This window comes from Schaedlerella arabinosiphila (genome assembly GCF_003885045.1).
Classification (GTDB): domain Bacteria; phylum Bacillota; class Clostridia; order Lachnospirales; family Lachnospiraceae; genus Schaedlerella; species Schaedlerella arabinosiphila.
This window is the reverse complement of sequence record NZ_RHJS01000002.1, coordinates 1,921,975-1,935,745: the sequence shown is the minus strand read 5'-3', so window position 1 is coordinate 1,935,745 and position 13,771 is coordinate 1,921,975. Positions and strand designations below refer to the sequence as shown.

Here is a 13,771-nt window from a genome sequence, read left to right as displayed (position 1 = left end):
CAGGTAAGGATTATTTCACCTGCCGGCTTTTTTAGAGTCCCTGGTTTTTAAACAGGTTTGCCATTTCTTCCGGGGATTCCAGCATCCCTCTCTGGAACCATACCTCAGACCAGCCGTATAGGCTGTACGCGGCAAAAGCGGCGGCGTAGGCTTCCGGCGCAAAATATTCCGGCTTTGGGCCGCAGAGCTCCATAATCACGTCTTTCAGCAGTCCGACCAGGTTTCTTCGATTCAGAAGACTGTAAAAATCCCGGTATTCTTCATAATGTAAAAAAAGGATGCGGATCATTTCATGCAGGGAACGGTCCGGGCTCTTTTCGCATGCATCTATACAGGCGCGGAATATTTGCCGGACGTATGCCTTTAAAATCCCTTCCTTGCTGTCAAAATTGCGGTAGAAGGACGCCCTGCCGACGCCGGCATGGCTGCATAATTCGCTGACGGAAACGGCTCCCATCGGCTTGACGGCGAGCAGCTCGAGGAGCGAGTTTGTCAGATGCCGGATCACATAGGAATTTCTCCCTTCGTTGCTCATTGGTGATACATTTTGCGGAGTCTGTCTCATTTGTTCTCCCCCTGTTGACAATCGAGTAATCTGAAGATACAATGCTATCGATGAAACAATTGTATCACCGATAGTTTAGTACAGTTCCGGCATATTGTCAAGACATATGCTGCGGGCAGCGATAAGCGGCCTGACCGACCGCGAACTGCAATTTGGAGAGGAGATTTGAAAAATGACACAAAAACGTGGGATTATTCTGATCCTGGTGATCATCGCGGGCGCGGTTCTGGGGCGTCTGGCAGTACGGGCTGCTATGAACTTCCTGCTGGGCGGCAGTTTGTTTGGAGGAAATTTCCTATGAAAAAGGGAGAGAAGGGAAGGATGATGTGGGGATGGATCTATGCTGCAGCGTTTGTCACGGCGTTTACGGCATCTGCGGTTCTGAAACTTTTCTGTAATCCTCTGGCGAAAAAGTACGCCGTCGCATGGAATGACGACATGGGAAACATATATACGGACCTTCCCTACGGCGAGGGGGAGGCAAATAAATTTGACCTCTATGTCCCGGCGGACAACAGCAGGAAGAGCTATGGGCTGGTGGTCTACCTGCATGCCGGAGGTTTTACTTCCGGGGACAAAAGCGACGACGCGGATATGCTGAAACGGTTCTGTTCCATGGGGTATGTGGCTGCCGGGATCAACTATACGCTGTTCGGCGCCGATCATCCGCAGGCCAATATTTACACACAGTCCCAGGAAATCAAGGCGAGTATTCCGGCAGTCAAAAAGGAGGCCGAAAAGCTCGGCTACCCGCTAGAGCGAATGGCGGTATCGGGAGGCTCGGCGGGAGGCTGCCTCGCCCTGCTCTATGCCTACCGGGATGCGGATACATCCCCGATTCCTGTGAAAATGGTGTTTGAGATGGTGGGACCGGCAAGCTTTCATCATGAGGACTGGGCCCCCTACGGCCTGGATCGAAGCCCGGAAGCGGCCGCGAAACTGTTCAGCGTGATGTCAGGCAGAACCATTACAGAGGAAATGATCCGGGAAAACGACTACGATGAGGAAGTCAGGGATATTTCTGCCTATATGTGGGTGGATAAAAATTCGGTGCCCACACTGTGCGCTTATGGAGCATATGACAAGGTATGTCCCTTCGGCTCGGCAAAGCATCTGATCAACGCGCTGGAACAAAATCAGGTGCCCCATGACTATATTGAATTTCCGCATTCCGGACACGGCCTGCAGAATGACAACCGGATGTTTGCGGTATATATGGAAAAACTGAATGCATATCTGGAACGGTATATGGGAGTGGGAGAGTACAGGTGACCTTCCGTTACTGTTTACAAGGTGTCCTGCACTCGCTGCACGGCATCCGGCCAATAACAGTGACGGGGCGGGAATCCGGCCAATACAGTGACAGGGCGGGAATCCGGCTAGAATTTTTTACAAAAAACGGAATCCGTCTTGATTTTTCTTTTCTGGTGGCGTAATATTATTTTGATGGCCCGGCGGGCGGATTCTGCCGGGACATGATTGATTATAAGGAGGACTCCAATGTCAGGCCGTACATATTATCATGTTCTTGGAGTTTCCAGGGAAGCAACCCAGGAAGAAATCACAAATGCAAAAAATGCTTTGGCAAAAATCTATCATCCCGATGCCAATATGCACAACGATATAGATACAACGAAAGAAATGCAGGAGATTCTCGAAGCATACCGGGTGCTCTCCAATCCGGAAAAGCGGAAGGCATATGACCGTAAGCTGGGCGGAGGGAAGGGCCGGGTATTCCGCACATTTACCGTGGAGGAGACAGAAGAGACGGAGGAATCGCTTTCCTTTGTATCCTGCTGGAATGCCGCTTTAAAGCTGCAGGAGACGGTAAAAAGAAGCTCCTGGCTCTTAGAGCGGGAATCAAAGCGGAAAAACCTATCCGCAAGGATTTTGGAAAAGTTTGGAAAAAGCAGCCGCCTGGAAAAGGAACTGCTCACACAGATGGACGAGCTCTGCCAGGAGGCGCTGGAGTACACGACGGTTTTAAAAAACGCGGAGATTCCGGTGGACTACTGGAATGCGGAGGCCATGAACTGGGTGATGGTCCACTGGGGAAACAACCGGAATGCCAATTATCATACGCTGTTTGCCCAGTATGACGCCCATATCAACAAAGATAAATCAGGGACGGAACGGCTGCGCCTGAAATCCCAGAACCGGCAGTTCCATCACAATCTGAAAAGACTGCTGAGTTATGCACTTTAGAGTCCGGGGTTCGGATTCTAAAGTGCAGTGCGGTCGGGGGCAGGCGGTACACTAGTACAGCATTGCGTATATAATGGTGAATAATGTGCCTGATATTTTTGTCAGGACAAGGCGGAGGAAAGAGGCGATGCGGTGGCATCGTTGATTGACGACAACGCAGTGCTGGCAGAAATAGCAGGTGCAGTATTCACCGTTAATTACGCAATGCTGTACTAGGAGCGCAGCCGCAGCCAGCAGTCCTGCAGGAGCGCTTCACAGCCTTCTAAAATGTCCTCGTAGGTGACGTCAAAATTGCCGGTATACCAGGGATCTGCAATGTCCCTGGGACGGTCAGTGAAATCCAGCAGCCTGGACACCTTATGCTCGGGATCGTTTCTCAAGATCCGCAGCATATTCCGGATATTCATCTGTTCCATCCCGATCAGATAGTCATATTTTTCATAATCGTCTTTCCGAAGCTGTACGGCATATTTACCCTCCGTGGAGATTCCGAATTGCTGCAGCTTCCGCCTGGTGCCATGGTGCACCGGATTTCCGATCTCCTCCGTGCTGGTGGCGGCGGACGCAATAAAAAAGTCCTTTTCGGCACCGGCTTTTTTTACCATATCCTTCATTACAAATTCTGCCATTGGGGAACGGCAGATGTTGCCGTGGCAGACAAATAGTATTTTGATCATCTTTTTCATATCCTTTCTTTTTTTGATGTATGCTCATAAATGGCGGTTTTACGGGGATTTTGGTATTTTATATAATATTACTTTCTTTTTAGAAGTTACTGTAATATAGTATATTTTTTTACTCTAAGGTGCAAATCTGGGTGTAAATCAAGTCAGTTTGCACCCAAAGTATTTTTACTGATACATTACACATCTTTTCAGTTACCGGTTATCCTGCGCATTTCTTCAATGGCGTCTTCAAATCCAAGATGCGTATATGTATTCAGCGTCACACTGATATCACTGTGTCCCATAATATATTGAAGCGTTTTGGGATTCATCCTTGCCGCCGCCATTCTACTACAAAATGTATGTCGGCATACATGGGGTGTTACTTTAGGCATCTGATTCCTATAAATCTGATTATATTTCTGACAAATATGCTGAAAATATTTGTCCCAATGTAATGCAACTGTCGGCATTCCGTTCTTGTCCAGATAAAGGAAACCTGAATACCCATCAATCATTGGTTCCACTTTTGGGTATTTTCTGGATTTAAAAATCTTCCGGAAACAATCTGCTACTTCCTGTGTCATTGGAACCTGACGAATACCGCTTTCTGTCTTGGGTTTCTCGATTCGATATCCGATTTTTGCATATCGCTGCAATTGATGATCTACGTTGATTTTCATATTCTTAAAATCTATATCTGCCCTTGTAAGTCCCACAAATTCCGAGATACGAAGCCCTGTATTAAAGAGAATATAAATACCTTCATAATACTTTTTGAAGTGGGAATCCTCCTTTACAAATTTTAAAAAGTTCCGTTCATCTTCTCTGGTAAGGGCCTCTCTTGTAATACTATCATTATAAATAACTGTTGCAAGCTCAAAGCTGAACGGATTCTTACGGATTAAATCATCGTCCATTGCCATTTGGAAGGCAGGTCTTAATATACCTCTGATAGTGCGGATTGTGCTAAATCCACGTCCATTTTTTTGGAGCTGTATTAACCACAGTTTAGCATCAGAAATTCTCACACGGTCAATCCGTTCTCTGCCGAAATTCTCCTTTTTGAGCATATTGATAACCGTCTTGTAATTTGCCCTTGTAGAAGGGCGTACCCCTGTCTTTAATGAAGTATACTTTTCAACCAGTTCAGTAACCGTCAGACCTCCTCCGTCAGGTATAATCTTATCAAAAAGATCAGCGGCTATCTGTTTTTCTTTTTCACGCAGAGATGGTTCCGGCTTTTTACCTGCAGGCATCCTGTCGTTTTTATCCAGACGCCATGAATAGACATATTTTGTTTCTCCAAATAGGTCTATGTATTTATATCTATAGCGTCCATCTTCTGTTTGTATCTCTCCATTTCGTAATATTCTTCCACGTTTATCTCGTCTTTTTTCACTCATATCATTTAAACCTTTCTATTGATCAAATTATTGTAATTTGGCCGAATATAGCTTCGGCATATTGATGTACCGAAGCTATTTTAAAAGCTCTTATTAATTGTTCTACCCCAATTTATTTTTTCTAAATAACGGAAGCATTGTCGATAAATTCTTCAAATTTTTTGCGTTTGATTTGAATACGGTTGCCGTTGGAGAGAATAAAATCGGCATCCGGGTTTTCAGATGCAATTTCGCGAAGTCGTGACCGTCCGATTCGGAAATATTCAGCCGCTTCCTCGATGGATAATGTATATTTTTTCCAAACTGGGATATCAATTTTCATAAATTTTCTCCTTTCAGAACTTATATAATTTTTACATTTTTATGCTAAATTTCTTCCAATCTTTTTTGCGCCAATTCTTTAATTATGTATAAATACCGAAGATGGTTACCATGCTGAATGGGCAATTTTCGAGCGCGTTCACGCTTTGTGCCATTCTTGTAAATGTCAAGAATTTCGAGCCTTTCTAAAGCAGTAATTATTTCGTCTTCATTGGTAAATATGACATCGATTTTGTAATGCAAACAGTATTCTTCGGCAATTTTTTTCAGTGCTTTTGTCTGAACAAAAATTCGGAAATCATCTTCATAAAGAATATACTTTAGTGGGGATGTTTCGGTATTTAGCTTTGTGGCCGATAATTTTCTGTTTTCGATGGCTTCAAAAAGTGCCTGTACCAGAATAAGCCCTTTATCGGTTTTTTTCAATTTCGTCTCCATATTTCTTAAGAGGGATAGTGTGAGAGAATCGCATTCATGAACAAATAAATCCGATTCTTCACAATTCCAAAATCCCCTGCTCTGAGCATAACATCCGATCAAAAATGCTACAATGTGAAATACAGCAAACATCTCACCAAAACGTTGATATTCAAATACATACTGTGTACGCAGACACGGCATATGATTTGAAATTGTCTTCATTATGAAATCTTGGCATACGGTTTCCCATCGAATGAAATCAAAAATATGGCTTGACAAAATCCACGGCTTTTGCTGATAATGCAGCAATACATCGTTTTGCACTTCATTCTTATCAATTTCGACCGTCATCATCCTGCTTAAAGATGACTGAACCCCAACAAGAATTTCCATTGTTAAGACGCAAAGCCCCTGAATCGGGAAAAATTTATTCGTGTTGGAACTATAGTCGTCCATTCGTTTTTTGGGCACTCTATTCCCATAAAAACGTACAAGTGCTTCAAGCCGTTCATGGAGTTTTTGTTGGTCAGCACGTGTTTCGGCTGGACGGAAATCATCAATTAGTATGACGGCATCCTTATATAGTGATAGCGTTTTTTCTATGCCGGCAGAGGTTGCCGTAAATTCTGCGTCAGCATTTTTTTTGCTTTTGTTTAGAAACCTTCCCATTTCAAGCGCTAAACTGGTTTTTCGACTATTTGTAATGCCAACAACAGCCAAAACAAAATTTATGGGAAAATTGACTTCCGCAAAGAATGTTTGCATAGTTGAAGCATGTGTAAACAATAAAAGCATCGTGCTTGCGGAGCAGCTTTTGCATATTTTTCGCATTTCCATTGCTTCCCGAAAGATTTCGGATTGGTCGATTTTATATGTGGGAAAATGGAATTTTTCGTTGCATTTTCTGGTATGAATGTTGCTTCCATCAACGCCAACTGCCCCATCACCATAGACATATCTCCAACCACTATTGGGGAAATGTCGCCACCCAGCGTTCGGATAGATTAATTCTACTGGTACATCTTGAGTTTCAATGCAAGCTTGCACCATTTCGTCAAATGCAATTTTATCCTCCTTTTCTCTGGGGATTTTGGCCAAACTTTCTGTAGTGCGAGTAATCCAAGCAAAGGATTTAATTTTGTCGCTTTCTACATCGGATTCAAAATTTTTGACTTGCCCACTGCTGAGGTATAACTCGATACTAACACGATAGGAAATTTTTTGGACTTCGCCATTTTCCGTATCTAAAATGCTTATAATTTTTTTTCTTAAGGTTATCCGAAAGTTCAAATTAACACGATGCTTGTTTTGGCAAATTGCAGGTAAAACGCAAGGAATTTGGTTTCCATCATCTATGTAATTTTGCAATGCAATTCCGACATGTCGGATCAATTCGACCTTGTTTTCGGAATTTGATTGCAATGGCAAACAGAGATTTTCAGCAATTTCGCCAACGTCTTCCCGAAGAAAATAAAAAGGAACTTTCATCGGGATTTCTGAACAATCAGATGTAATGCAAGTATGGCAGTGGCAGTCCGATTTTTCATCAATCATTTTAGGGTCAATTGAAAATGGCTTAACGGTTTTTTGGGTTTCAAAATAAAATGGACGGATCATGTTTTTTCCTCCTCAAAATTTTTTCCTCTGCGCAGCGGATGAGTCTATTTTAACAGAAAAAAACGCATCCCAAAAATCCAAGGGATGCGTTAGAAAATTTAATTAAATTTGACTTTTTCTATCTTATATGATATAATAAAAGATTAAATATGTTGATATACTTATTTTTCTCTTTTATATCTGTATTTTCAAATATTACATTTTTGTAGCCAGATAATAGGTATTGCCTTAAAAAATTTTTAATATGTTTACTATCATTTTTTGTTTTTAATATATCATATATTTTTTCTTCTTCCTCATCATTATAAGTCTCCGTACAGCATATTTCATTATGCTGATATTTGAATTTACCTTCTCTAATATCATAGCCGGATTCTATCGTAAACCAACCTTTTTTTTGTATTTCTTTTACTAAATCATTTATATTTTCAGAATATATTTTATTACCAAAGCACTTTTCTATATCTGATATACTCACATACTTATAATGAATAGCATCAAATTCCATAGGAAAAATCTTGAGTTTTTCATTCCTAATCGTATTTATATGCATAACTTCTTCTTCTATAAATTTCTCTTTAAGACTAGAATTTACTAATAATTTTTGGAAAGAATCTAAAGAATATTCTTTCTTAATGCTACCAATCCATTTTTCAATATCAAGTTTTTCCCCTTGCTCTTTATTCAATCTCCAATATGTAATAACCGATAATTCTAAAACCGCTCCTTGTATATATAGATATTTTTTATTAATGCTTTTTAGTATATCTCTTAATACACATAATTGACCACGGGATATCTCCCAAAGTGTACTATGCTTATATAAAACTGAAATAGCAAAAAATATTTTTTTTAAAAATATTAACCTTGTCAAAATGTTAGGCATTTGCTCAATCTGACTTAATAAAGTATTTGATCCTACTGAAATACTTTCTATAAATTCATATCCTGCTTCTATAGTAAATTTTCCATTTAAGGTAAAATCGACCACAAATTTAGATATAATATTAGCGGCATTAAAATTTGTCATTTTTTCCCATATATAGTGCAATGGTATCTCATTATTTTTATTTAATATTTCGATAAATTCCAATAAATTATCAAAATATTTTTGAGATTTTTCTTCATGTCCTAAAAACTTTTGAAATTTTTCATTTGCCAAGTATAAAAAATTCAATGAAGCAAAATCAGATTCCAAAAAAAGATTCTCTCCGTCTAAACAACCAGAAAAACAAACTTTCGACTTAGGTGGTTCAAGTCTTTGGATTCCTGGAAGCAAATCAATAGCGGGATCTTTATCCTCCATTTTTCTTCCTGATGAAAACAACGCACCATATTCATCCCATATAATTTTGTAGTCATCTTCCGTACCTTCTTCATTTCCTCCAAGGTTATACATATCGTGTTCCTCTTTTGTACATCGGTACAGGTTATATTCTATTTTCTGTGCGACATCAAATTCCAAAAATAGTTGTTCCGAATAGAACTCCGAAACAATATATTTTAATTGAGGAGCTAAAAAGGAATCATCTAAGTCAACTTGTATTTCCGGTCGGTATTCCTTGATTTTTTTTAAAGCGGCTGTTATAATGAAATGCCAAGTAGCATCTTTTCCGTCTCTTTTACCTTTTTCTTGATATTTCGTTTTATACTTCTTTGACAAATTTTCTATGTCTTGAATTAGTTCTTCTATTTCATTGTTATTTTTTAAGAAATCCTCAAAAAAATTATTATTAAACTCTGTAATGAATAATCCTTCTTCTTTCAGCCTCTTCTTTCGCTCGTACATTAAATCTACCTTTCGACAAATACATACTGTTTCTTTCCATCCCTGTGTCAGGCTTTCGCTACAATCCCATAGTTTTAAAAACTCTTTCTGCCGTGTTTATTCATTCCGCTCCGTTGATAAATTAGCAATCGTAAGTTCAACTATATGTGATTTTTTACTGGTGTTCGAGTTGAACACCAGTAAATCTTACTTTCTATAGCGTTTGCTTTTTCTTATAATTATACTGCAAAATGCTTTCGTTACAAGTAAAATTGTAATGAAATTCTACATTTTACCACAGGAACCACCTGTTCCAAATCTACAGCCTTAAGTTATATGTTTCACCTGCAATACACGTATCATTTTTTCATACGATACTATACACTACCTCTCAATCTGCAAAAAGTTCCATTATTAGGTGTACCGCATCTTTAAATCCAAGGCTGTATGCAATCCTGCCGTATTGAGAATCGTGGTAATTGCATATGGATAATGCGTCGTCTACCGCATTCAATTGTTCCTGATCCAGTCCCATCCGGTCTATTTTTCTTAGAGCTTCTTCTACTTTTTTTTCTTTTCTCTGGTAAAGTTGATCCTTTTTCAAACTTTCTTCCAGTGCATGTGTTGACCTTGTTTCAAAAAGAGTATTTATCATCGACTTTGTTCCTGATTTACTGGTGAACGATTTCTTATGCGCCTTATATCTTTTTAGAAGCGGACATTGTATATCCGCACTCGTTTTTTTCTTTTTATTCATAGATCCCTCTTTCTGTGATAATAGTTATCTGCAGGTGATTAATTCCAAGATCCGGTCCTGCTGAATGGTGTTCGAATCGAACGCTTTTCTGAAATAATAGATATTATCAGAAAGTTTTTCCTCCTTCTCTACCTGTTCCCGATTGATATACTCCACAATTTTCCTTAGCATTTCTGCTGAAAAGATCCCCTTGTCCAGAACCAAAATACTTTCATGTATAGAAGCTGACAGAATAAACTTTCATGCGGCATCTTTTGTCTTCGTCTTTTTCAGCCCGTTCAGCGCCTTTGCATAAATATCCGGTGTCATCTGCTCCATACTTGATATATGGTATCTGGATAGTACCGTTTCCATAGGAATCCCGGTTCGTTCCAGTTCCTTTTCGAGCAGTATGAACTGTTTGTCTGAGGCAGGCTTCTCCTGTGTTTTTTGGCCTTCTTCCGGCTTTTGTTTCGTTTCTTCTGTTTTCCGTTTTTTATCCGCTGAATCCATTTTCTGTTCTGTTTTTCGCTCCGGTTTCTGTTTCATCACAAACACCTTCTGCCCATTCTGGTTGACTACTGTAAGGGCGGATATTTCCCTTTGCAGATTATAGCTTATAGAATGCACACAGAATCGGTCAGAAGTAGTATAGCGGTCGCCGTTCTTCTGGATATTTACTTTTGTTGCCGGAACCCAGATAAACGGCGCTGTATACAGCTCCCTTCCAAGCCCCCAGTTAAAACAGGCCCGCTTGAAGGAATCAGACGCCTGACCTTTTTCTTTTTCAGAGTGGCTGGTCGTGCCCACATCTTGCTTCGCGATCCACTGCCGTTTTTCTTTGTCCCAGATTTCGACGGTGCAGTACAGATTCCCGTCAATGCACTGGTGCGTCCGCTTCCATCCAAACGGCGTAAATGTCTCGTCCAATATCCGCTGGTCTACACGGGCATCCTTGAACAGCAGGAGGCTCATTCCTTTTTCATTGATGGTGGATACCCGGCACTCGATCTCGTCCGCCCTTAACAGCCGAATGACTCTTTTATCACTGTTTGAATTGATCATAGCATCCGGTTCCGATATCTGCTTCTCTGACTCTGGTATCTGCATCTGCTTCTCTGACTCCGGTATCTGCATCTGTTTCTCTGGTTCTGTTATCTGTACCTGCTTCTCCAGTTCCGTTGTCTGTACCTGTTTCTCCGGCTGTTCTTCTTTGATCGCTCCGGCTTTCTTTGCCAGTTCTTCTTTTATATTTTGCTTTGCCAACTTTATTTCTCCTTCAACAAAATTTTGATCGCCCAATATAAAAGCCTTTCTCTCCAGCTCATTTTTTTATGCCGCTTTTACCATGAGCCGCCTGCTCTGGATCACCTTCTGGTACTGTGCATAAATCTCAGGCTGTTCTTCTTTCAGGCGTGTTTCATCGACCCGGTTGCTGGAAACAGATTTCCAGGAGACTCTGTACCGCTCATTTTCAGCCAGCTCCGCTTCTCCGAGATAGAGCTTCAATTCCTGCTCGATCTTCTTTTTCTCCCTCTCCATCTGTTCCATATCCTCTTTCAATTCCTGACGGCGTCTTAGTTTATCATCAAATCCTTTGAGCGGCAGGATCTCTGCCACGGAATTTTTATAATATTCCGCTATCACACTGTCCGCAAGTTTGGAACCGTCCGGTTCAGGAAGGATTCTTTTCTGCACATGGTTCTCCCAAAAATCCTGTTCGATTCGAACCAGATCTGCCAGCATGGATTCATCCCGTTCCAACCGATAGTGTTTAAAATCTCTGCCGTAAATAAGTACGGCGATATACCATGCATCAGCGTTGCAGACCGTCATATAATGGTAGCACTGTATCTGGTAGGAGAGCGGAATCTTTCCATCTTTCCAATGCTCCGCCATAAAGGGGCTTGCAGTCTTGCATTCCAGCCCTGCGTTTTCCCCCACTACCATCCGGTCTACATCTGCCAGCATGAACGGATAGGATTCGTGACAGAACATAGCGTTTGCCCTGCGTACTTTCTTTCCGGTGGCTTCCGTAAATCTTCTTGCAACATAATCTTCAAATTCCCGTCCCTGACGCATGGCTTCATTGTCGATCTCCTCAATCGTGTCTGAGGTCTTGTCGTTGTATACCTGCATTGCAGTGCGGTAGGGATTCAGGCCGCATACGGCTCCGGCATCGCTCCCTCCGATCCCTTTCTTGCGGTATTTCAGCCATTCCTTTTTATCCAGGTTCAATGTCGATACTAATTTCTTCATGCGATTTCATCCATCCTTTCCGTCCTGTAATAATTTTTCAGGGATTCCAGTTCTTTATGTTCCAGTTTCATCCCGTCACCTACGCTGCGTATACCATCTGGTATGCCTTGTCAATCAGCGGATTCCCTTCCATTGTCCTTGCAAACAGGTTTTCCTTGTAATTCGCAGTCTTTCGAAGCGGTTCTGCATGGGTGGCAAAATCAGATACCGCATTTACAAAGCGGTACGCATTCTTTCCTACATGCTGCAGGTCCGGTGCGTCAAAATAGCGCATCTTCATGTCCTCCCTGAGCTTCCGGATGTTTTTGGTCTGCTGCGGGGTGGAATTATCTTCCAGCGGGAGAAGGATTTCAATGTATTCTGTCACCTGCCTGTCTGAGAGTTTCTTCATGCGGAGGTTTTCAAATTCCTGCCCCAATTCCTGCATATAATTTTCTGCCCTGAGCAATGTGTCCCTAGCCTCCTGCATCTTTTCATGGATATCCCCGGTGTGGATCATGGACCAGCAGCGATTCGCTTTTGCCAATGCCAGATTCAGCGTGTTCTGACATACCACACGGATCGGAGTCAGAGCGACCTTGATTGCGCCGGAACCATCGTGGGTGTTAGAAAATACCAGGTAGGGGCTGATCTGTTCCCCGGAAATAATGTACTCCCGGGGCATATGTGCCAGTAACCAGACTTTTTTTCCTCCCTGCAGGCTTCCGGCTGTCTCATACCGGACTCCTTCGCCTAATAATTCATCCGTGAAGGCAAAGGCTTCGTTATTTTGGATGACCTTGTATCGGTCAGTCACCACGCCCAGGGCTTTCCTGTCCGAATCACGGACATTGACCTTGTAGCCCTCAATCGGTTCACTTGCGGCTGTGAAGATCGGCTCCTGGAGCACCTGCCAGTTTAAGCCGGCCAGGATCAGTGCGTCATTGGATGCGGGTGCTTCCTTTACCTTTGTTCCCAGGCTATGCCACGGTGTTTCCCTTACATAAAACATACTTTCAACGTTTGCTGCCATACTCTAAATCCTCTCTTTCTTTTGTTTTTGATCTGTATTACGTAGTTGCAGATGCAGGGGATAAGCGGTTATGCCTGATCATCTTCTAAGATTTCTTCGAGTACGATAGCCGCAACGGCTATCAGTGCCTTTAAGATCTTTTCCATTGAATCCCTCCTTTTTCCGGTACATAGAAAAGGGCAGAAACAAAGAGTTAGTTTCTGCCAGGTGTAAGGTTTGTTGATTATTGGTATCACTATTATAATATATAATTGTATTTCTCTGCTTTTCCAGAGTATGAAGAAACTGATGACAGTATAGCGGAAGGAGAAAGTCCCGCAAATTCTAAATGAAAACCGCCGAACCGTCTGAACCGTCAATGTTCAGACAGAGAATGGATAATGCTGCAGGGGAGAGGTTATATGACGGTTTGTATGGTTTAGCGGTTTATAAAGCAGATGTATATGTAGGAAGAGGTATGAGACACTTTGCATCAAGTAATGCAGGAAATTAAGGAAGAGTGATGACCATGAACAAATTTCTGGATGTGGTCTTGACTGATTTATAAATCGCTTGAAAAAAAAGAATAATTCGGTTGTATATTATAAATATGAAGAAACTCATGCCAGGGTCAGGATAATAATATCCTGGTATTAATTTATTTTAAAGGAGGGTTGTGTATAATCGGCATATAATTACAAAAAGTTTCGCACAAAGTATAATTTATTAATTTTACAGAATTTAGATATACTTGGAAAAATTAATAAGTGCTGTAAAAAGGATGCTATGTTTTTATATAGCTCGCTGGAGAACACTCA

The 13,771-nt window shown here is 41.5% G+C and carries 14 protein-coding genes; 3 read left to right on the top strand and 11 right to left on the bottom strand.

The window, feature by feature from the left end; translation table 11 throughout:
* Window positions 1-31 precede the first annotated feature (31 nt).
* Window positions 32-565: a TetR/AcrR family transcriptional regulator gene (locus EBB54_RS09570; protein ID WP_125127251.1), complete on the bottom strand. Its 534-nt coding sequence runs from the start codon at window positions 563-565 to the stop codon at window positions 32-34.
* Window positions 566-737: 172 nt separating this feature from the next.
* On the opposite strand from EBB54_RS09570, the gene EBB54_RS31575 reads away from it, so the two are divergent.
* The 3 genes from EBB54_RS31575 to EBB54_RS09560 all read left to right on the top strand — a co-directional run bounded on the left by EBB54_RS31575 (window position 738) and on the right by EBB54_RS09560 (window position 2,770).
* On the top strand, window positions 738-866 hold the full coding sequence (locus EBB54_RS31575; RefSeq protein ID WP_279229962.1) for a hypothetical protein: 129 nt from the start codon (window positions 738-740) through the stop codon (window positions 864-866).
* Complete coding sequence (locus EBB54_RS09565; RefSeq protein ID WP_125127250.1) at window positions 863-1,837, top strand: alpha/beta hydrolase; 975 nt, start codon at window positions 863-865, stop codon at window positions 1,835-1,837. The genes EBB54_RS31575 and EBB54_RS09565 overlap by 4 nt, the downstream gene beginning before the upstream one ends.
* Before the next feature lie 228 nt (window positions 1,838-2,065).
* A complete protein-coding gene (locus EBB54_RS09560; RefSeq protein WP_125127249.1) occupies window positions 2,066-2,770 on the top strand; it encodes a J domain-containing protein in 705 nt (234 codons plus the stop codon).
* 212 nt (window positions 2,771-2,982) lie between these two features.
* On the opposite strand, the gene EBB54_RS09555 is transcribed toward EBB54_RS09560, so the two are convergent.
* From EBB54_RS09555 to EBB54_RS09515, 10 genes are all read right to left on the bottom strand, one after another.
* Complete coding sequence (locus EBB54_RS09555) at window positions 2,983-3,447, bottom strand: low molecular weight protein-tyrosine-phosphatase (protein WP_125127248.1); 465 nt, start codon at window positions 3,445-3,447, stop codon at window positions 2,983-2,985.
* A gap of 197 nt (window positions 3,448-3,644) precedes the next feature.
* Complete coding sequence (locus EBB54_RS09550; RefSeq protein ID WP_125127247.1) at window positions 3,645-4,841, bottom strand: site-specific integrase; 1,197 nt, start codon at window positions 4,839-4,841, stop codon at window positions 3,645-3,647.
* 121 nt (window positions 4,842-4,962) lie between these two features.
* Complete coding sequence (locus tag EBB54_RS09545) at window positions 4,963-5,163, bottom strand: excisionase (protein ID WP_125127246.1); 201 nt, start codon at window positions 5,161-5,163, stop codon at window positions 4,963-4,965.
* Between the two features lie 44 nt (window positions 5,164-5,207).
* The gene (locus EBB54_RS09540) at window positions 5,208-7,199 is read right to left on the bottom strand and encodes a hypothetical protein (RefSeq protein WP_125127245.1); all 1,992 of its coding nucleotides are present in this window, start codon (window positions 7,197-7,199) and stop codon (window positions 5,208-5,210) included.
* A gap of 118 nt (window positions 7,200-7,317) precedes the next feature.
* The gene (locus EBB54_RS09535) at window positions 7,318-8,988 is read right to left on the bottom strand and encodes a hypothetical protein (RefSeq protein ID WP_125127244.1); all 1,671 of its coding nucleotides are present in this window, start codon (window positions 8,986-8,988) and stop codon (window positions 7,318-7,320) included.
* Window positions 8,989-9,358: 370 nt separating this feature from the next.
* A complete protein-coding gene (locus EBB54_RS09530) occupies window positions 9,359-9,724 on the bottom strand; it encodes a hypothetical protein (RefSeq protein ID WP_125127243.1) in 366 nt (121 codons plus the stop codon).
* 24 nt (window positions 9,725-9,748) lie between these two features.
* A complete protein-coding gene (locus tag EBB54_RS31115; protein ID WP_279229994.1) occupies window positions 9,749-9,955 on the bottom strand; it encodes a DUF5688 family protein in 207 nt (68 codons plus the stop codon).
* A 9-nt stretch (window positions 9,956-9,964) separates the two neighbouring features.
* Window positions 9,965-10,969, bottom strand: coding sequence for a hypothetical protein (locus EBB54_RS09525; RefSeq protein WP_125127242.1), 1,005 nt, complete (start codon window positions 10,967-10,969; stop codon window positions 9,965-9,967).
* A 66-nt stretch (window positions 10,970-11,035) separates the two neighbouring features.
* Window positions 11,036-11,962 carry a YqaJ viral recombinase family nuclease gene (locus EBB54_RS09520; RefSeq protein ID WP_125127241.1) on the bottom strand — a complete coding sequence of 309 codons (927 nt, stop codon included), beginning with the start codon at window positions 11,960-11,962 and terminating at the stop codon, window positions 11,036-11,038.
* A gap of 79 nt (window positions 11,963-12,041) precedes the next feature.
* Entirely contained in the window at window positions 12,042-12,974 is a 933-nt protein-coding gene (locus tag EBB54_RS09515; RefSeq protein WP_125127240.1) for a DUF932 domain-containing protein, read from the bottom strand.
* Between the last annotated feature and the right edge of the window lie 797 nt (window positions 12,975-13,771).

What these genes read in the sequence shown, in the direction of transcription:
- EBB54_RS09570 (WP_125127251.1), bottom strand. Translation starts at nt 565, where the DNA reads ATGAGACAGACTCCGCAAAATGTATCACCAATGAGCAACGAAGGGAGA.
- EBB54_RS09550 (WP_125127247.1), bottom strand. Translation starts at nt 4,841, where the DNA reads ATGAGTGAAAAAAGACGAGATAAACGTGGAAGAATATTACGAAATGGA.
- EBB54_RS09530 (WP_125127243.1), bottom strand. Translation starts at nt 9,724, where the DNA reads ATGAATAAAAAGAAAAAAACGAGTGCGGATATACAATGTCCGCTTCTA.
- EBB54_RS09520 (WP_125127241.1), bottom strand. Translation starts at nt 11,962, where the DNA reads ATGAAGAAATTAGTATCGACATTGAACCTGGATAAAAAGGAATGGCTG.
- EBB54_RS09535 (WP_125127244.1), bottom strand. Translation starts at nt 8,988, where the DNA reads ATGTACGAGCGAAAGAAGAGGCTGAAAGAAGAAGGATTATTCATTACA.
- EBB54_RS31575 (WP_279229962.1), top strand. Translation starts at nt 738, where the DNA reads ATGACACAAAAACGTGGGATTATTCTGATCCTGGTGATCATCGCGGGC.
- EBB54_RS09545 (WP_125127246.1), bottom strand. Translation starts at nt 5,163, where the DNA reads ATGAAAATTGATATCCCAGTTTGGAAAAAATATACATTATCCATCGAG.
- EBB54_RS09555 (WP_125127248.1), bottom strand. Translation starts at nt 3,447, where the DNA reads ATGATCAAAATACTATTTGTCTGCCACGGCAACATCTGCCGTTCCCCA.
- EBB54_RS09515 (WP_125127240.1), bottom strand. Translation starts at nt 12,974, where the DNA reads ATGGCAGCAAACGTTGAAAGTATGTTTTATGTAAGGGAAACACCGTGG.
- EBB54_RS09540 (WP_125127245.1), bottom strand. Translation starts at nt 7,199, where the DNA reads ATGATCCGTCCATTTTATTTTGAAACCCAAAAAACCGTTAAGCCATTT.
- EBB54_RS09565 (WP_125127250.1), top strand. Translation starts at nt 863, where the DNA reads ATGAAAAAGGGAGAGAAGGGAAGGATGATGTGGGGATGGATCTATGCT.
- EBB54_RS09560 (WP_125127249.1), top strand. Translation starts at nt 2,066, where the DNA reads ATGTCAGGCCGTACATATTATCATGTTCTTGGAGTTTCCAGGGAAGCA.